The sequence below is a fragment of the Maribellus sp. YY47 genome, from assembly GCF_023111095.1.
In the GTDB taxonomy this organism is placed as follows: domain Bacteria; phylum Bacteroidota; class Bacteroidia; order Bacteroidales; family Prolixibacteraceae; genus Draconibacterium.
Map to the genome: position 1 here is coordinate 13,514 of NZ_JALGYW010000030.1, position 19,546 is coordinate 33,059.

Here is a 19,546-nt window from a genome sequence, read left to right on the forward strand (position 1 = left end):
TTTAAAAGACCCACAAAAATAGTAAAATCATTGGTTTTTAGGGTCTGCAGTTGTGCCTTTTCCGAAACCAAAAAACAGAAGATATCAACAACGCAACTGTCATAAATTCATACATTAAACCAGAGGATTTAATAACTTCTGCCATTTCGGTAACATCGCCTTTGAATTTTTGAGTAATTTAGGCTTTCAACCTTTTGGGAACAGAATTTGTTGAAACGAAGTAAAACACAGAATAATTATATGGATTCACAATTTTCACCAAGGATAAAGGACATAATAGGTTACAGCCGGGAAGAAGCTATCCGTTTGGGAAATGATTACATTGGACAAGAGCACCTTTTTCTTGGAATTCTAAGAGATGGTGAAGGCACTGCCACTGATATTCTGGAAAACCTGGGTATCGATCTGGCAGAGATCAAGCAACTTGTTGAAAAGAAAATCAGAACAGATAAAGAAATAAATGGGAAAGCAGACATTGTTATGCTTAAATCCACCGAAAAAACGTTGAAACTGATTTATCTCGAAGCCCGCTCATTTAAAAGTGTCACTGCCAACAGTGGGCATCTTTTGCTGGCTATTCTGAAAGACAGTAATTGTTTGGTAACTCAACTATTAATAGAGATGGGAGTTAATTATTACATGGTTAAATCGCAACTTCAGGATTACAAATATCCGGAAGCAAAGTCGGATTTTCCGGAAGGCGAGGACGAAGGACCGGAAGGATTTGCCAAAAATCCATCGGGACCGCAATCCGGTAAAAAAGGCGCCGGAGCAAAATCAGACACGCCTGTGCTCGACAATTTTGGAATCGACATTACCAAGCTGGCAGAAGAAGGCAGTCTGGATCCAATTGTGGGGCGGGAAAAAGAAATTGAACGTCTGCCCCAGATATTAAGCCGGAGGAAAAAGAACAATCCCATATTGATTGGAGAACCGGGTGTCGGGAAGTCGGCCATTGCAGAGGGACTGGCGCTCAGGATCATCGGCAAAAAGGTTTCCCGGATTTTATTTGACAAACGTGTTGTTAGTCTGGATATAGCTTCGATTGTTGCCGGAACAAAATACCGCGGACAGTTTGAGGAAAGAATGAAAGCCATCTTGAATGAACTGGCTAAAGTTAATAACGTAATCCTGTTTATCGACGAGATTCATACCATTGTTGGTGCAGGTGGAGCTACCGGTTCGCTTGATGCCGCCAACATGTTAAAACCGGCACTGGCACGAGGCGACATTCAATGTATTGGTGCAACTACGCTTGACGAATACCGTCAGCAGATCGAAAAAGACGGAGCGCTGGAAAGAAGGTTCCAGAAGGTTATGGTCGATCCTACTTCTATTGATGAAACAATTGAAATTCTCAACAATATTAAGCAGCGGTACGAAGATCACCACAACGTAATTTATACCAAAGAAGCGATCGATAGCTGTGTAAAACTCACGGCCCGCTACATTACCGATCGGTATCTTCCTGACAAAGCCATCGATGCTTTGGATGAAGCCGGATCACGCGTTCATATTTCAAATATAAACGTACCCGAAAAGATCGTTAAGCTGGAGGAAAAAATCGAAAAGACCAAGGAAGAAAAGATTGCTGCAGTTAAAAGTCAAAATTTTGAACTGGCTGCCAATTTCAGGGATAAAGAGAAAAACCTGTTGACTTTGCTTGATCAGGAAAAAGAACGTTGGGAAAAAGAGCTGATCAATCATCGTGAAATCGTAGACGAGCACAAGGTGGCCGAAGTAGTTGCCATGATGTCCGGAGTTCCCGTTCAGCGTATTGCACAGGCCGAAGGGAAACGATTAATGAGCATGGGTCATGACCTGAAAGGGAAAGTCATTGGCCAGGACGAAGCGATAGAAAAAATTGTAAAAGCGATACAGCGCAACCGTGCCGGCTTGAAAGATCCCAACCGCCCGATTGGTTCGTTCATTTTCTTAGGCCCTACCGGTGTAGGTAAAACCCAGCTGGCAAAAGTTCTGGCAACCTATCTTTTTGATTCACTTGATTCGCTCATTCGGGTTGACATGAGTGAGTACATGGAAAAATTTGCCGTATCGAGATTGGTTGGTGCTCCTCCCGGATATGTTGGTTACGAAGAAGGCGGACAATTAACAGAGAAAGTCAGAAGAAAACCGTATTCGGTAGTATTGCTCGACGAAATCGAGAAAGCACATCCCGATGTATTCCATTTACTGCTTCAGTTATTGGACGAAGGAAGACTTACCGATAGTTTGGGACGTAACATCGATTTCAAAAATACGATTGTCATTATGACTTCCAATATCGGTTCGCGCCAGTTGAAAGAGTTTGGGAGAGGTGTTGGTTTTGCAACCAACCAAACACCGGAACAGGAAAACGAGCATGCAAAATACATCGTACAAAAGGCCTTGAAAAAAGCTTTTGCGCCTGAGTTCCTCAACCGTATTGATGACGTAATCATGTTTAATCAACTCGAGAAAAAACACATTCATCAAATTATCGACATCGAAATTGATGGTTTGTACAAGCGAGTTGAAGCGTTGAATTACAAATTGAAGATTTCACCTGCAGCTAAAGACTTTATCGCAGAAAAAGGATATGACCCGCAATTTGGAGCGCGTCCGTTAAAAAGAGCGATTCAGAAATACCTGGAAGATGAAATGGCGGAGATTATTATCAAAGCTTCGATCACCGACGGCGATACCATTTCGGTTGGCTACGACAAAAAGAAAGACCGCTTACAGATGCGGATATTATCGAATAATAAAGCATTGAAAGAATAAAATAAAAGGCCGGATTACCGGCCTTTTATTTTATCCGTTATATCGAAACGCCAGTATACTGATATCATCACTCTGCTCGGCATCTCCTGCAAACTGACGCAGGCTTTTTTCGATTCGCGTTACCATTTCCTGAGGTTCGAGTCCTACCAGGCTTCTCAGATTTTCTTTCAGTCGTTCATGTCCATATAAAAGATTATTCGTATCATGAAGCTCTGTAACTCCATCAGTATATAAGATAATGGTGTCTCCCTTTTCCAATTGATAACGCCCCTCGCGATAAGCCTTATCGCGATACAATCCCAACGGCAATCCATGCGAATCAGATACCACATCGATCGTACCACTGGCTTTTATGATATAGGTGGAATTATGCGCTGCATTGCAATACACAAGTTTACCCGTGCGAATGTTCAATACTCCAAGAAATAAGGTCAGAAAAAACTGATGCATATTGTTTGAATGCAGTTCACTATTGATCCGGTATACAAGTTCAGAACTTCTTTTAATCGACAAATCAGAAGCGATCGTCTTTATTACCGTTTGAGCAACGCTCATAAACAAAGCAGCAGGAACTCCTTTCCCCGACACATCTCCCATCGTTAACACCAGATGCTCTTCGTCTTTAAAAAAATAATCAAACAAATCGCCACTAACGATTTTTGCCGGATTGTACGAAGCAAATAAATCAATCTCCGGAATTTTGGGAAACGCAGGAAAATCAACCTTTATTAAACTCTTTTGAATTTCAGCGGCCTGCATCAAATCGGCTTGTTGTGCCTTGTTACGTTTTTCTTCTTTCGAAATCCGAAGCAGATACTGTTCGTAGCCTAATTTCATAAGGTTTAAACTGTCGGCAACCTGTTTAATTTCGTTCATCGATTCCTCGCCGGCATAAGAATTACTCGAAATATTGGTAAACTTTGTTAACTGGGAAGTGAGGCTGCTAAGTGGTTGAATTTGTTTATTCGAAATATAAGTAACAAGGATATAGATTACCAGGATTCCCAGAACCGAGAAGAAAAGCATCTTTAAAATGGGCACATACAGGGGTTCAAACAGTTCTTTATAAGGAATAACCAGCAAAAGTATCCAACCGTTTTCTTCCATCCGCGAATAGTAAACAAAGCTTTTTTCATAATTCAATATTTCGGGATAGGCAATCACTGATCCTGAATTATTGTTACTCAGAAAATCGTCATATTTAATTTTTCTTTCCTTGTAAACTTCCGGGGGAAGATCCTTTACATTGCGTTGAAGTATCCATTCTTTTTTCGGATGCGCAATATAGGTTCCGTCTTTCGACATCAAAATGGAATAGCCGTTCTTTCCTATTTTTATCTTATTGATGGACTCGTTCAATTCGAGTAAGGACAACTCACAAACAATTTCGCCTACTTCGGTGGTTTTATTGTTTACGGTTGAGAAAATTGGCGTATAATAAGACACAACAACATGATTGTTGCGTTTGCAAAGAATCGGTTCCGACCAGTTTTGCTTTTTCCCGTCAATCAGCATTTTATAATTTGTATGCTCACTGACACAATTCCTAAACCTTTCATTTCCCTGATAAAAATAGGTGGAATCATTCTCCCGGTAACTGAAATAATTATGATATCTAAGATTTAATGATGAGTCGATATTGATGTGAAAGGCATTAATAAACGGATACTTTCTTAACAAGTGATCGATAAATGGTTGTACATAATCTTTTTGATCATAAAAAATAACCTGATCAGCCACATTCTGCGTCAATTCTTTGGTCGTAATCACATACTTTTTTATATCAGTCATAACTTCAGCACTGGCACTAATCGCCTTATTATCAATATTCTCTTCAATTATTTTCATATTGAAAAGAAAGTAAATCACAATAAAGGCAATAAACACGGTTACAACCGCAAGGGATATATAAATGCTTAAGCGATACGCCAACGATTTATCTAACATGGTAACTGATTTTCATCTTCCAAATTACAATTTAGTTATTTTTTGTTAGATAAACATCCAAATCAGAAAGCCATTCTCGGGTTCCCCGATATTTACAGCTGAAGGACGCAAGCTTTGCTGCTTTCGTCAAAGCAAGATTAAACTGATGTTCAAAAAGATAGTAATAACAAAATGCCCCATGTAAAATATCACCGGCTCCAAGCGTATCAACCGAAATAATATTATCAACCGCAATTTCTCCTTTGTTACCAGCATGGCTGACCAAAATACTTTCGGCTCCCCGGGAAATTGCAAATGCGCCAATTCCGCATTTTTCGAGAAAATTAAACACTTCGTTAACCGATGAACACAAGGGCGGATAAAAATCGGAAGAACAAATGGCAATATCAGCTAACGAAAGAAGTTCCTGAAACTGTGGCTTCCAGCTACCGCAATCGAGCACTACAGGAATTTTACGTTGTTTTGCTTCCCTGGCCAAAGCAACACTGAACTCCGGATAAAAACCATCCAACAGTATTATTTCCGGCTTTATTTCATCCAGGATTTGTTTCGGCGCAATACAAGGATGAATCGTTTTGGGATGATGCGTAAAAATATTCCGGTCGCCATTCTCTGCAGTAACTACCGATGCAATAACCGGCTGATAGCTTTTATCATCTAAAAGATCAATGAATTCCAAATTATGATTCTGAAAATCCTGTGTTATAAAATCAGAAAAACCATGCTTCCCTGCTGCGCTAATAAAATATACGCCCTTATTCAACGCCGAAAAAGCAACGGCCGCATTTGCTGCCGGGCCACCAACCATTATTTCGGGGCTACCGGTTTTCACTTTTTTGTTAGCCCCGGGAAACACATCCACAAAATACTGAATGTCGATCGTTGTTAAGCCAACAAAAAGTCCTCTGAATTTCATCCGTTCGAAATTAAACTGCCTTCATTCTTATGAAACATTCTTGAGATCAAGAAATTACCAACAGAAATGAAAGCAAAGATGTATACTCCTATCCGGTACTAATTTTTAAAGCAGAATATCCGTTGTGGAATTCCCAATATCCAACTTTCCGGATTTTGTTGGATATTTTACATTCAAAATTGAGAATTGGATATTTTCAAAAATTGACTTCCTGAAAAAAAGAAAAGCTGCCAGAGAATATCTGACAGCTAAAATATTTTTCCAAGAAGTTGTAGTCTGAAATCAACTTCCTGTTCGTGACAGCCTGATTAGGTATTCATCGCACCGCAAACAGTGATCACCTGTCCGCTAACATACGACGAAAGATCAGAAGCCAGGAAAGTAGCAACTCCGGCCACTTCTTCCGGTGTTCCGCCACGTTTCATCGGGATTGATTCTTCCCATGCCTTGCGGGCTTCTTCCGGTATTTTGCCGGTCATTTCGGTAATGATAAAACCAGGTGCGATGGCATTCGAACGAATTCCTCTTGAGCCCAGTTCGCGCGCTATAGATTTGGTAAAACCAATAATACCCGCTTTTGATGCAGAATAGTTGGACTGGCCGGCATTTCCACTAACACCTACTACAGAACTTAAATTTACAATGGAGCCGCTGCGTTGCTTCAACATGGTTTTTTGAGCAGCTTTTGTGAAATTGAATACCGATTTAAGGTTCACGTTAATTACCGCATCCCACTGTTCTTCTGTCATTCGCATCAACAGCGTATCTTTTGTAATTCCGGCGTTGTTCACCAATACATCAATTCTTCCGAAATCGCTTACAATCTGGTTCACCACTCTGTCTGTATCGTCAAACTTGCTGGCATCCGAAGCATAACCTTTTGCCTCCACCCCCAAAGCTTTTAATTCAGCTTCAGTTGCTTTCATATTTTCGTCTTCAAAAAGATCAGTGAAGGCAATGTTACAACCTTCTTGTGCAAATTTTACGGCAATTGCTTTTCCGATTCCGCGTGAAGCGCCGGTAACAATCGCGGTCTTTCCTTCAAGTAGTTTCATTTTAAAATATGTTTTGTTCTGTTATTCGTATAACAACATTTGCAGGTAAAAACTGCGAGGCAAATATAATTTTTCTTCATCGGAAAAGAAACGCAGCCTAATTAATATGTTGTTTTACTGGCAACAAATCCGGAATGCCGATTAAACTTCAAACCATTGGTTGAAAAGTTCAAAACAACTCGGCTGCCAGTTTCGTCATAACCTCCGATGCTTTTCCTTTTAAATGAATGTCGGTGATCTGCGACGTAAAACTCGATTCCTCGGGATTAATCTCAATAATGGTTGCGCCGCTCTGTTTGGCAATTCGGGGCACATACGAAGCCGGAGTTACTTCTCCTGTAGATCCGATAATTAAACAGACCTCGGCTTTTTCAGCGGCTGCAAATGAATTGGAATATGCCTCGTGAGGAATTCCTTCCCCAAAAAAGATGAAATCAGGTTTCAGTATTTCACCGTCGTTTTTGCATTTGGGCGGCAGCGACTTTAAATCCACTTCACTCACGTCGTACACGGCTTCGCATTTCAAACATTTCAACTTTTTCGAATTGCCATGAAACTCATGCACCATTTTATTTCCCGCTTCGTAATGCAGGTTATCAATATTTTGCGTAATAACGGCCTGTAAAAGCCCTTTCTGTTCCATTTCGGCCAAAACCAAATGAGCAGGATTGGGTTTTGCATCGGCAAAAAAATCGTAGAATATTTCCCGGATGTACACCCAGCATTCATCCGCGTGATCGAGGTAATACCCCAAATCCAGCACTTCCGGATTGTATTTGTTCCACAAACCGTGTTCCCCCCTGAACGGCGGCACCCCGCTCTCGACCGATATTCCGGCACCAGTAAAAGCAATTGTGTAGTTTGATTTCTTAATTATTTTAGCTGATTCTTTCAGAAGCAAGTCCATGACCCAATGAATTTCAATAAATATATTTAAATGTCGTCATTAGGAGAAAAAATTTCTAATTTCTTCTTCAAAAATTTTTTCCTGCTTTTCAATCGATTTCCGGTACGGTTCGAATTGTTTTATCTTAACATCGTAATTATCAATGCATTCTTTGATTTTATTTCCAATTTGTTTAATTAACCGTTCGTCATCCTCGAATTTAAACTCATCATCAATCGGAATATCCACCGCATTTTCTGCCGCTCCAAGTTTTCCGGTTACTACACAATTATGCAGAACAGCTGCTTCGCGTGGGAAACGGTCTCTTCCGGGATGATTGCCAAAATCGATATAAACTTTGGCAGAGGCAATTCGATCAGCTACCTGCGCAGGCGTTAGATTTATTAGCGGAACCCATTTAATTTCGGGGTGAGAATCAATAATTTTTTTGGTGAATTCCTTGCCTTTTCGTGGGTTGTAAAGCACAATATTTTCTTTCTCTTCGGCTGATATTGCTTTTGATTTTGAAATAAAATCTTCTCGAATGTAATCTGTGAGGTATGAACACCTTTCAATATTGTTTCTTTTTAGGTGAATCTCGGCATATTTCGATTGTACCAGGTGATCGGTAATTCCGTTGTGATACTTTGGATTTTCAATCTTAAAAAACTTCTTTATTCCTAAAGCTGCAAATACCCGGTTTTTAAACCGATTTCTCGATATATAATAGTTATCTACACTTTGCCACCAAATAATCTTTTGAATGTTTCGGTATTTATATAACTCAAATGTACGTGTCTCTGGCACGATAAGCACATTGCTTGCATCATCCTCAATTTCAAACACATAATCACTGATGTATTTTTTATAATTGGGATGAATAGGATCATTCATTTTCTTCAAATAAAACATTCGGGCATTATGCCCTGATTGATTTAATTTGGCTACTAACTGATGAAGAAGCTCAGGACCTCCGCTAGCAACCTGCGGCTTACAGGCAATATAAATTTTCGAGTTAGATGTTAGTTTCATAAAAATAGTGTTTTGTCGAGCTATATATTTTATTAAATAACTTGTTGTGCTTTGTCTAAGGCTTTTTCAATTACCTGGTGCATGTCGTAGTACTTGTACTCTGCTAAACGGCCACCAAAAATTATATTGTTATTCTCTTTTGACAATTTTAAATACATTTCATATATAGCTTGATTCTTCGCATCGTTTATTGGATAATAAGGTTCTTTATCTTGTGAGAATTCATGTGGATATTCTCGTGTAATGATAGTTTTATCCTGTTGTCCGAATTCAAAATGTTTGTGCTCTAATATACGTGTAAACGGCACTTCTCTTTCTGTATAATTAACAACTGCATTCCCCTGAAAATTTTCAGTTTGCAGTACTTCATGCTCAAAATGCAGACTTCTGTATTCCAATTTTCCAAACTGATAATCAAAAAACTCATCAATTTTTCCGGTAAATACAACTTTATCTGCTAGTGCATGCAGATTCGTCCTTTCCTCAAAATAATTAACCTCTGTTCTAACTTCTATTCCTTCCAACAGTTTCTTCACTAAATTAGTGTAACCACCAATCGGAATTCCCTGATATAAATCGTTAAAATAGTTATTGTCAAAGGTGAAACGAAAAGGAAGTCTGCGGATAATAAAAGCCGGAATTTGTGTCGCAGGCCGCCCCCACTGTTTTTCGGTATATCCTTTTATCAGTTTCTCGTAAATGTCTTTACCGCCCAAAACCAGGGCCTGTTCTTCCAGGTTTTTAGGGTTTTGAATGTGTTTATAGGCATTTCGTTGTTCTGCAATTTTGTGCTTAGCTTGTTCGGGCGTACATACTCCCCATAACTGGTAAAAAGTATTCATGTTAAAGGGAAGATTATAAAGCCGACCTTTATAATTGGCTACCGGTGAATTCGTGTATCGGTTAAACTCCACCAAGTTGTTTACGTAATCCCAAACTCGTTTATTGCTGGTATGAAAAACATGGGCTCCATAAACATGAACATTTATATCCTCTCGTTTTTCGGTGTAAATGTTTCCGGCAACATGTTTTCGTTTATCAATTACCAAACATTTTTTTCCTCTTTTCTTCATTTCTGCAGCAAAAACAGATCCGAATAATCCAGCTCCAACAATTAGGAAATCATAAGTGCATTTAGGCATTTTATTTTATATTGAGGTTTCAAATGTAATAAATGAGGCAGGAAATTACTAGATTAAAAACTATAAATTATGACAACATATATCAACAACGCCCGAACACTTTTATTATCCATATATTTGTGCCAACATTTTTAGAATAATTCATGCTTGATCAATCCACCATATGTGCCATTTCTACTTCGCCGGGAATGGGAGCCATTGCGGTAATCCGACTCTCGGGAAGTGAAGCCATCGCTATTGCTGATAAATCGTTTCGCAGCCCAAATAAGAATAAAAAGCTAGCTGAGCAACTTCCCAATACGCTTCATTTCGGTCAGTTTATTAACGAACAGGAAATTATTGATGAAGTTGTTGTTGCCTTGTTCAAAGCACCGCACTCTTTTACGGGAGAAGATATTGTGGAAATCTCCTGCCACGGATCAACGTTTATTCAGCAAAAAATTCTGGAAGTATTGATTGGCAACGGAGCCCGCATGGCTTTGCCTGGCGAGTTTACACAACGTGCATTTTTGAATGGAAAAATGGACCTTTCGCAGGCGGAAGCCGTTGCCGATGTAATCGCCTCGTCGAATGCTGCGGCCCACAAACTTGCCATCAACCAAATGCGTGGTGGCTTTTCTAAAGAAATTGGCGCTTTGCGCGAACAACTTTTGCATTTTACAGCTATGGTGGAACTCGAGCTCGACTTTAGCGAAGAAGATGTGGAGTTTGCCGACAGAAGAGAACTTCGCAATCTGACCGAAAGAATAGAACGCCTCCTTCGCAAACTGAAAAACTCCTTTCAACTTGGGAATGCCATCAAAAATGGAATTCCTGTAGCTATTGTCGGAGAAACAAATGTTGGTAAGTCTACCCTACTAAATGCCTTACTGAACGAAGACAAGGCGATTGTTTCCGATATCCACGGAACTACGCGTGATGTGATTGAAGATGTAGTAAACATTCACGGAACCGCGTTTCGCTTTTTTGATACAGCGGGCATCCGTGAAACCAGCGATCACATCGAGAATCTGGGAATTGAGAGAAGCTACAGCAAGCTGGAACAAGCAACCGTAGTTTTACTTGTAGTGGATACCAACAATCCTTTTCCGCTGGTAAAAAGCCGGATTGACAAAATCAGAGAGCGAATTTCACCCGGACAAACCTTAATAATCGTTGCCAATAAAATCGATTCGGGACTTCGCGATACCATGCAACTTTTGGAAGTTGTGGATTTAGCTGATCACGAGAAAATCGTTTTTGTTGCAGCCAAACAAAAGGAAAACCTGGACGAGCTAATCGATCACATGGTCCGTTCCATCAACATCGACACCGTTGAACAGGATGTAATTGTTACCAACGCCCGGCATTATGAGATACTAAAACATGCCCACGAAGCAATTCTGCGTGTTTTAGATGGTTTGGATACCGGAATTACCGGGGATTTTCTTTCACAGGATATTCGCGAATGTTTGCACTATCTATCAGAGATTACCGGTGAAATCAGCAATTACGAAGTACTGGGGCATATCTTTAAGAATTTCTGTATCGGAAAGTAACCACCACAAAACAAGCAAATACGAAACAATCAACAAACTCCTATATACCCATATTTTAAGAACTTTTCATTCTTCTTCAATTCGTAAATGTTTGTGATATTACTTGCTTGTTTTGTTCCTTTTTGTACCTTCGTTGTACCTCATCGAAAGATTGAGGATTTTTTGTACCTATATAGTGTATACTTGTCACATTATGACACACTATGTCACACTATGTCATACTCTGACACAAAAAAGGCGAAATTATGAGTAGTAATTTTACGATACAACGGATTTGCGAATATTGCGGTAATGAGTTTACAGCCCAAACCACAAAAACCCGGTATTGCTCAAAAATTTGCAATAATGCAGCTTACAAGCAAAACAAGCGACAAGTGAAAATAAATCAGTCGAATACTGAAACGAAGAAATCAAAGGAAACAAAACAAAAGCTAGTACCCTCAATAAAGGACAAAGACACATTAACCGTATCAGAAACAGCCTTATTTCTAGGCATAAGCAGAAGAACCGTTTACAGATGGTTAGACGACGGGACAATAAAAGGAACTCGTTTCAGCAATAACAAAGTATTATTCTTAAAAGAAGATCTGCTAAGTATTTTCAGGCAAAACGAAGCCTACGAACGCCCCACTCCTACCGAACGCAAACCTATAACAGAGTTTTATACCATTGAAGAAGTTCAAGAAAAATACAACATTGGGACTACATGGGTTTTTAAAATCATTCGTGAAAACAATATCCCGAAAACCAAAATAGGTGGCAAAACTCACGTTTCAAAAAAGCATATTGATAGCTACTTTAAAAAGAAGCGGGATGATGTTTCAACTATTACCGAATGGTACACAGTAAAAGAGGTACAGGAAAAATATAACCTATCACGCGATCAGGTTTATAACCGGGTTCATGAAAACGCAATTCCTAAAGAGCGAAAAGGAAAGTTTGTACAGATTTCCAAACAGCACTTTGACGAACTATTCATAATTAAACAGTAACACACAATGACAACAAAAGTTACATTAAGGCAAAAGGAAATCAGCAAAGGACGTAAAAGCCTGTACCTCGACTTTTACCCACCAATCCCGCATCCTGAAACAGGCGAACCAACACGAAGGGAGTTTTTAGGACTTTATATCTTTAAGGAAACAACCACTGGTAGAAACGGAAAAGAAAAAAAGGTTGTTCTCAACCCTATTGACAAACAACACAATACAGATACACTAAAGATTGCCGATAGTATAAGGCAGAAAAGGGAAAACTTTTTAAATAAACCGGAAATCTACAACGAATACGAAAAAGAGCAGCTTCGTAAGAGAGAATTGGGAGAACAATCTTTTATTGACTATTTCAAAAAATTAACTGATAAGAAAAAAGAATCAAACCGGAACAGTTGGCTGTCAACCCTTAATTACCTCGAAGCGTTTACCAACGGAAAATTAAAGTTTGCCGACCTCAACGAACGTTTTTTGGAGGACTTCAAAGAATACCTACTGACCACTAAAAGCACTAGAAGCGAAAAAACAACCTTATCAACAAATTCTGCTGTCTCCTACTTCAATAAGGTAAAGGCAGCATTAAAACAAGCCTACAAAGACGGTATTCTACAAACCGACCTCAACAGTAAACTACAACCTATCAAGGCAGCCGAAACCAGACGGGAATACCTAACCATTGACGAACTAAATAGACTCGTAAAAACGCCTTGTAACGACCCATTGTTAAAACGTGCCGCCCTCTTCTCATCACTTACCGGGCTTCGGTTCTCTGATATTCAAAAAATGGTTTGGAGAGAAATAGAATACATCGAAGGACAGGGCTACTTTTTGAACTTCTTACAAAAGAAAACCAAAGGTGTTGAGGTTTTACCAATCTCGGAACAGGCTTATAGCATTTGCGGTAGTCCAGGGGACTCTGTAGACAAAGTTTTTGAGGGTTTGAAATATTCGGCTTATGCAAATAAACATCTTTCCCAATGGATTGGCGCCGCTGGGATAACTAAAGATATTACCTTCCATTGTTTTCGACACACATACGCCACATTACAGCTATTCAATGGAACTGATATTTATACTGTTTCAAAAATGCTAGGGCATAAAGACCTGAAAACTACACAGGTTTACGCAAACATAGTTGATAAAGCAAAGAGAGAAGCAACAAATAAAATAATACTGGATTTTTAAGTATATAGATTAACCTTATGAGAGAAGATGAAATTACGTGGTTAAATGGAGAACTTCGACCACTTGAATGTGAAGAATACATAAATAACCCAAAAAAAAGATTAGAGTTTCTAAAGGGAAATAGAAAAAAAGTTCGCGATTTGGGCGCAAGTCAAGAAATGTTAAGAGAATATGACTTACTAATAAGTGATACTAGAGATGAAATCCTTATTCTGAATGTAGGTTCTGCAAACACTGAAAAGAAAGCAAATAATAACACTGGAAAATCAAACGATAAAAAATCCCCTGATTCATCAGAAGGTTATGACTTGGTGAAAACATTTGGTTATGATATCGAAAATGAATTGCAAATCTTCTTCATGTCAACCAATGGGACAATGTTCAAAAAAACTACCCTGCCTGATTACTACTTTTGCTTCGGAACAAGTGATACTCCACCAGAATTAAAACTTGACTTTATTTTAGGATCTGTTCAAGATTTTGGATATTTTATTGCAGAGCTTGAAAAAATAGTATCAAAAGAAAATATTAAAAGTTTCAACACGTGGATTTCTGAAAGGCTTTTATTTAAAGGCAAAAAATTAACTGTTGAACTCGTTGAAAAATACAAATCAAAAAGAAAAGAAAGGGAGTTGACAGAAGCGAAAAAAATAGATGAAGTATTAAAAGTGCTAAAAAATGAATCCTCCTCCCCAGCAACCTCCCCAAAAACTTCATTCCAAACCACATTAAAAATTAACTGACAACATGTTACGGATTTTTATTTATTAAAAACCTCCCCAATTCCCCCCAGACCTCCCCATTACTTTTGACTCAGAACATTTAAAAAAGTTTTGAGCATGGAGTTAATATTATCAACACCCGAAGATTTAAAAGAGATAGTAAAAGTTGCTTTGGCAGAGTTTAAAAATCAAGAGCAACAACAGCTAGAAAAAACTCATCAAATTCCCCAAGTACAACCTTTACAAGAATTAATCACAGTTGACGAACTCGCTGAGTTACTTCATTTATCCAAACCAACAGTTTATTCCAATTATTCAAAAGGACTTATTCCAGGAGGATGCAAGCAAGGCAAACGTGTTTTGTTTGATAAGCAAATCATACTTGATTGGGTAAGGTCAGGCCGCAAGCTGTCAAACGCTGAAATAGAAGCCGAAGCCGAAAACTTTTTAGCCACCAGAAAGAAAGGAGGGCGCAGGAATGGATAGTATAAAAAAAGCCGCACGCTCCACAGGCTACGGCATTAACGATCGAATCAAAAGTAAGCATTCCTATCTAAACAAAAATAAATCAGCAAGGAAAAGAGACAATTCAAAGGATTGTATCATCTATGGGCTTTGGATGAACAGGGATACAGGAATGATTTACATGGAAGAAGTCACTCAATTAAAAGAAAAGGTTCCATTTGGAGGTCATGTATTAAAAATGACTGGTCCTGAAGAGAAAATTAAAACGTTGCTGAGAAAATTAGAAAAAAACCCATTTCTCGTTGAAAGGTATTTAATGAACTAGAGCAAACAGAGATGGTACATCGAAGAAAAAATAACGTTGATTATTTCAGTACAATGCACGGGTGGATTAAAATAAGTCGCAAAATGATTGACTGGGAATGGTACACGGAGCCTAACACATTCCGGGTATTCACACACCTACTTTTACAGGCCAATTTCGAGCCCCAAAAGTGGAAAGGTATCGATCTACTTCCCGGTCAATTAATCATTGGACGCAAGCAATTAGCCGATGAATTGAAACTATCTGAGCGACAAATCAGGACTTCATTAAATCGCCTAAAATCGACCAACGAACTGACCATCAAAACGACCAACAGATTTAGCATAGTAACTATCTGTAAATGGAGTCAATACCAAGGCGAAAGAGAACCTGAACGACCAACAGAACGACCAGCATACGGTCAGTCAAGCGACCAGCAAACGACCACAGCTAAAGAATATAAGAATAAAAGAAAGAATATAGAGGAACGCAAAAGGGATTTTGCGAACTCTCTAAATCCTTTTTTTGATATGTATGGAAAAGAGATGATGAATAACTTCTATTCGTACTGGACTGAGCATGGAGAAAATGACCGTAAGATGAGATTTGAGAAGCAGAGTTCTTTCGGCATTTCCCGAAGGTTGGCAACCTGGAAAAAGAATCAAAAAACAAACAGTTACACGACATTACCGCCACTAAGAGGAGTAGAGAAATGAAAAATTCAGAATTAGAACATATTCCACCTCAAGCAATTGAAGTTGAAGCCGCCGTATTAGGGGCATTAATGTTGGAAGCCGAAGCATTCACAGCGGTTGAAAGTATTTTGCAGCCCAACAGCTTTTATCAGGATAAACACAAGATCATTTTTGAAACTATCCTGAGACTCAAGGCTGATAAAAAGCCTGTCGATCTGCTCACCGTTACCCTGGCGATAAAAGAAAGTGGGAGATTGGATACTCTAACACCGGGATATATAACAGGACTAACCCGGAACGTAGCTTCAGCAGCGAACATTGAGCACCATGCCAGGATCATTGCGGAAATGTATGTCAAACGCGAAATGATTCGCAAAGCAACAGAGATTATCGATCAGGCCTATTCTGGTGAAGATGTGGAAACGATCAGTCAGACTTGGAAGCAAGCCGGGGAAAGGCTTGATAACATTTTTACGATTGCTGACTCTGGAAAACATATTTCGGAAGTTTTAAAGGATACGGTTAGGGATATTGAGGCAGACTGTACAGCAACAGCAGCCGGTCAACCACCGGGAATCATAACAGGATTTAAAAGCTTGGATTATACAACCGGAGGATGGAGACCAGGCAACATGATTGTTTTAGCAGCACGTCCCGGCGTCGGGAAAACATCCTTTGCGCTTCATTTCGCACTCGAAGCAGCTAAGGCCGGGTCTTGGGTAAACATCTTTTCACTCGAAATGAACAAAGAAGATTTAGCCCGGATTTTACTTTCATCTGAAAGTGAAGTTTACAGATCAGGCATTCGGGACGGAGAGCTAGATATATCGGATTGGCAGAAGATTAATCTTGCAGTTTCGAGACTCGAAAATTTACCGATCATCTTCCGAGATGCAGCAGGAATGACGGTACAACAAATCAGGACTGCGATCCACCAGAACCGTAAGCAAGGCTGCTGTGACTTTGTAATGGTTGATTACTTGCAGTTAGTCAGATCACAGTCGAGCAAAGCAAACAGAGAATTAGAGGTGTCAGAAATTAGCAGAACACTAAAAACCATTGCATTGTCCGAAAACATCCCGATTCTAGCACTTTCACAGTTAAACCGGGATGCCGAAGGAAAAACGCCAACGCTGGCAAATTTGCGAGAATCCGGAGCGATAGAACAGGATGCAGATTTAGTGATCTTTCTTTCGCCTGATGGCGAAGCAATCAGGACAACTATTGCCAAACATCGCCGGGGAAAACTTGGTGACTTTAACGTATATCACGATGGTCAAATGACCCGGTTTTCAGAAAGCCCCATGAATTTCAATATGCCTCATCCCGACAATAGTATCTCATCCAAAATAAGCGATAGTCCTTTTTGAGGATTCAAACAAACAGAAAATAAGGAATCAAAAAGAGCAAACAATGCAACAATAAAACAACGGCAAGGAAAGCATTTTATGTGCTTTCTTTGTTGTCGGGGCATAATTCGAGGATGGAATAACCTTTTAACTTATAAAGGCACCTCGTTTAAAGCTACGCCAGAAAATGATACATTTGTTTCTCAGTAAAATGAAATTACATATGGTAGCCAAGGAGAACATAGATAAGCTATTAGACAAACGATTGAATCTGTTAATCGAACTGGCAGAATACGGAGTAGAAACAACGACACAGCCGCACGAGAAGAAGGACGTAGAGAAGGATATAAGGATCTTGGAACAGTTCCTGGAAATACTCAAGAAGGAGTCACCGAAAACATACGTGAAAACTTCGGAAGGATTAATGCTGGACGACGAGGAAATATCCTACACAAGATTAAGAGAAGAACAATCTTCGAAGGATCCAGAGAAGACGGGTATATAGATTTACCGAGGAAAAATTCAATACAAACATTACACACCTTTAGGCAATACACCTCAGTCTAAAATACGGAAAAAGTCCGTATAACTACGTAAAAATCTCCCGAATACCCTATAAACATTATATATTCAGAGTTCATATCTTCTCTGCAAGTACAATTTCAGCTAACAAGAGACCATTCTACACAACAATGTATAACGCTGGTATTCAGACACGTACAAAATTCGCTAAATATATCAATTATTGATTTTTGCCTTAATAATGCAGAGAATGAAAGTTTACGTACACTTTTGCATCATTTACGGAAAATTAGTGGGGCCAAGTCTATTTCAAAAATAAAACACCACCTAACGAACTATCCTGATGTCGTTTAATGCCATACCTTAACCGACAAGGCTACTTGTCAGTTGCACTGGATTTGGATATTAAAGAAAAGACCGCGGAAAAATACATCGGTCAATTCAAAGACAATGGCTTGCTTGAACATGAGCATAACAACTATACAAAACCGTCAAATGGGAAACAGGAATTAGCGGAAACGTGGGGTTTATTCAGCCAACTGTAAACTGTGACTGAATACTGTAAACTATTCCATTTACTACGTTTCCTATACTTCCCCTCTCCGATGTTGATAACTCTCCTATTTTTTCTTGGTTATGTTTAGCTTTTCTTCATTAAATTAGCCAAAATCTGACAAGTCATTAAACCCTACTATTATGTTTTTGGGAAAAAGAATACGAGAATTACGGGAAGAAAAAGCCCTCCTCCAACGCCAACTGGCTGCTGAACTGGAAATTGACACACCCATGTTTAGCAAAATTGAACGGGGCGAGCGTAAGGCAAAACGAGAGCAAGTAATCCAATTGGCTGAATTGCTTGAGGTTGATAAAGATGAATTACTAACCTTCTGGTTGGCCGGGCAGGTATATGAACTGATTAAAGATGAAGAAACAGCGATGAAAGCCCTGCAATTTGTAGAGCAAAATCTGAGCAATAAATAAAAGAAAACGTGTCAACCAACAAAAACGCGACTATACGATACCAGGCTTTGGATAGATGTTTTCGGAATCCGGGTAGAAAATATTACATCGAGGATTTAATTGACGCATGTAATGACGCTTTATTGGATGTTGACCCAAAATCCTCAGGGGTAAAACGTCGTCAGATATATGAAGACATAAAGTTCATGCAGGATTCAAAAGGTTTTGACGCTCCTGTCGAATCCTTTAAAGATGGCAGAAAAGCGTTCTATCGCTATACCGACATGAACTTTTCGATCAATAGTCAACCTTTAAACGAGCAGGAAGCCCAACAATTAAAGGAATCCTTATTAACGCTTTCCCGTTTTAAAGGGATGCCTCAATTTGATTGGGTAGAGGAATTAACAGCCCGCCTGGAACACACCTTTAATCTCAAAACTGATGACAACATACTGAGTTTTGAAGAAAACCCGTTTTTAACCGGGCGCGAGTACATTGGCAATATTTACAACGCCATCGTCAGCAAAAAGGTGCTGCTAATAACTTACAAACCATTTAAAACAGATAGAGAGTTATTATTTGAAATTCATCCCTACCACCTGAAACAGTACAACAACCGCTGGTTTTTATTTGGGTTGAATAACGAATATGGAAGCATCACAAACCTGGCGCTTGACCGCATTCAGAAAATCAACGAAAGCAAAACAAAATACATCACAAATACAAAAATCGACTTTTCAGACTATTTCGACGACGTTATTGGAGTATCAGTAGATGAAGCGCAGGAACCCCAAAAGGTAGTTTTAAAGGCCGATGATGACCTGTTACCTTACATCACGTCTAAACCCATGCATGGTTCACAGAAAATAAAAAAGGATGAGGAAGGAACCCGGATTGAATTAAAACTTCAACTGAATTACGAATTGGAATCAACGATTCTTTCCTTCGGAGAGAAAATTGAAGTAGCAGAGCCAGAGGCTCTTCGAGCAGCCATCACAAACAGAATTAAAGTATTAAATCTAAAATATACCACCTGTGTATAAACACTGCACAGGTTTAAATGAATTTTGATA

Annotated in this window: 18 protein-coding genes; 12 read left to right on the top strand and 6 right to left on the bottom strand. The window is 39.2% G+C overall.

What is annotated here, in order from left to right:
- The first annotated feature begins 240 nt into the window (after positions 1-240).
- On the top strand, positions 241-2,763 hold the full coding sequence (locus tag MR764_RS18640; protein ID WP_247980970.1) for an ATP-dependent Clp protease ATP-binding subunit: 2,523 nt from the start codon (positions 241-243) through the stop codon (positions 2,761-2,763).
- A 30-nt stretch (positions 2,764-2,793) separates the two neighbouring features.
- On the opposite strand, the gene MR764_RS18645 is transcribed toward MR764_RS18640, so the two are convergent.
- From MR764_RS18645 to glf, 6 genes are all read right to left on the bottom strand, one after another.
- The gene (locus tag MR764_RS18645) at positions 2,794-4,710 is read right to left on the bottom strand and encodes a SpoIIE family protein phosphatase (protein ID WP_247980971.1); all 1,917 of its coding nucleotides are present in this window, start codon (positions 4,708-4,710) and stop codon (positions 2,794-2,796) included.
- A 31-nt stretch (positions 4,711-4,741) separates the two neighbouring features.
- Positions 4,742-5,626 carry a PfkB family carbohydrate kinase gene (locus MR764_RS18650; protein WP_247980972.1) on the bottom strand — a complete coding sequence of 295 codons (885 nt, stop codon included), beginning with the start codon at positions 5,624-5,626 and terminating at the stop codon, positions 4,742-4,744.
- 308 nt (positions 5,627-5,934) lie between these two features.
- On the bottom strand, positions 5,935-6,681 hold the full coding sequence (gene fabG, locus MR764_RS18655; RefSeq protein ID WP_247980973.1) for a 3-oxoacyl-[acyl-carrier-protein] reductase: 747 nt from the start codon (positions 6,679-6,681) through the stop codon (positions 5,935-5,937).
- A 169-nt stretch (positions 6,682-6,850) separates the two neighbouring features.
- Entirely contained in the window at positions 6,851-7,588 is a 738-nt protein-coding gene (locus MR764_RS18660) for an NAD-dependent deacylase (protein WP_247980974.1), read from the bottom strand.
- Positions 7,589-7,627: 39 nt separating this feature from the next.
- The gene (locus tag MR764_RS18665; RefSeq protein WP_247980975.1) at positions 7,628-8,599 is read right to left on the bottom strand and encodes a hypothetical protein; all 972 of its coding nucleotides are present in this window, start codon (positions 8,597-8,599) and stop codon (positions 7,628-7,630) included.
- Between the two features lie 32 nt (positions 8,600-8,631).
- The gene (glf, locus tag MR764_RS18670) at positions 8,632-9,741 is read right to left on the bottom strand and encodes a UDP-galactopyranose mutase (RefSeq protein WP_282189251.1); all 1,110 of its coding nucleotides are present in this window, start codon (positions 9,739-9,741) and stop codon (positions 8,632-8,634) included.
- 143 nt (positions 9,742-9,884) lie between these two features.
- On the opposite strand from glf, the gene mnmE reads away from it, so the two are divergent.
- The 11 genes from mnmE (at position 9,885) to MR764_RS18725 (ending at position 19,516) form a co-directional block, all read left to right on the top strand.
- Entirely contained in the window at positions 9,885-11,279 is a 1,395-nt protein-coding gene (mnmE, locus tag MR764_RS18675) for a tRNA uridine-5-carboxymethylaminomethyl(34) synthesis GTPase MnmE (protein ID WP_247980977.1), read from the top strand.
- A gap of 374 nt (positions 11,280-11,653) precedes the next feature.
- Positions 11,654-12,271, top strand: a complete 618-nt coding sequence (locus MR764_RS18680) for a helix-turn-helix domain-containing protein (protein ID WP_247980978.1) — start codon at positions 11,654-11,656, stop codon at positions 12,269-12,271.
- A gap of 6 nt (positions 12,272-12,277) precedes the next feature.
- Complete coding sequence (locus tag MR764_RS18685; protein ID WP_247980979.1) at positions 12,278-13,456, top strand: site-specific integrase; 1,179 nt, start codon at positions 12,278-12,280, stop codon at positions 13,454-13,456.
- Positions 13,457-13,473: 17 nt separating this feature from the next.
- The gene (locus MR764_RS18690; RefSeq protein WP_247980980.1) at positions 13,474-14,199 is read left to right on the top strand and encodes a hypothetical protein; all 726 of its coding nucleotides are present in this window, start codon (positions 13,474-13,476) and stop codon (positions 14,197-14,199) included.
- Between the two features lie 96 nt (positions 14,200-14,295).
- A complete protein-coding gene (locus MR764_RS18695) occupies positions 14,296-14,664 on the top strand; it encodes a helix-turn-helix domain-containing protein (RefSeq protein ID WP_247980981.1) in 369 nt (122 codons plus the stop codon).
- Positions 14,657-14,968, top strand: a complete 312-nt coding sequence (locus MR764_RS18700; protein WP_247980982.1) for a hypothetical protein — start codon at positions 14,657-14,659, stop codon at positions 14,966-14,968. The genes MR764_RS18695 and MR764_RS18700 overlap by 8 nt, the downstream gene beginning before the upstream one ends.
- 83 nt (positions 14,969-15,051) lie before the next feature.
- Positions 15,052-15,663: a hypothetical protein gene (locus tag MR764_RS18705; RefSeq protein ID WP_247980983.1), complete on the top strand. Its 612-nt coding sequence runs from the start codon at positions 15,052-15,054 to the stop codon at positions 15,661-15,663.
- Positions 15,660-17,012: a replicative DNA helicase gene (locus tag MR764_RS18710; RefSeq protein WP_247980984.1), complete on the top strand. Its 1,353-nt coding sequence runs from the start codon at positions 15,660-15,662 to the stop codon at positions 17,010-17,012. Before MR764_RS18705 ends, MR764_RS18710 begins: the two co-directional genes overlap by 4 nt.
- A 202-nt stretch (positions 17,013-17,214) precedes the next feature.
- The gene (locus MR764_RS18715) at positions 17,215-17,496 is read left to right on the top strand and encodes a hypothetical protein (protein WP_247980985.1); all 282 of its coding nucleotides are present in this window, start codon (positions 17,215-17,217) and stop codon (positions 17,494-17,496) included.
- 713 nt (positions 17,497-18,209) lie between these two features.
- The gene (locus MR764_RS18720; RefSeq protein ID WP_247980986.1) at positions 18,210-18,494 is read left to right on the top strand and encodes a helix-turn-helix transcriptional regulator; all 285 of its coding nucleotides are present in this window, start codon (positions 18,210-18,212) and stop codon (positions 18,492-18,494) included.
- A gap of 8 nt (positions 18,495-18,502) precedes the next feature.
- Entirely contained in the window at positions 18,503-19,516 is a 1,014-nt protein-coding gene (locus tag MR764_RS18725) for a WYL domain-containing protein (RefSeq protein WP_247980987.1), read from the top strand.
- Positions 19,517-19,546: the final 30 nt, after the last annotated feature.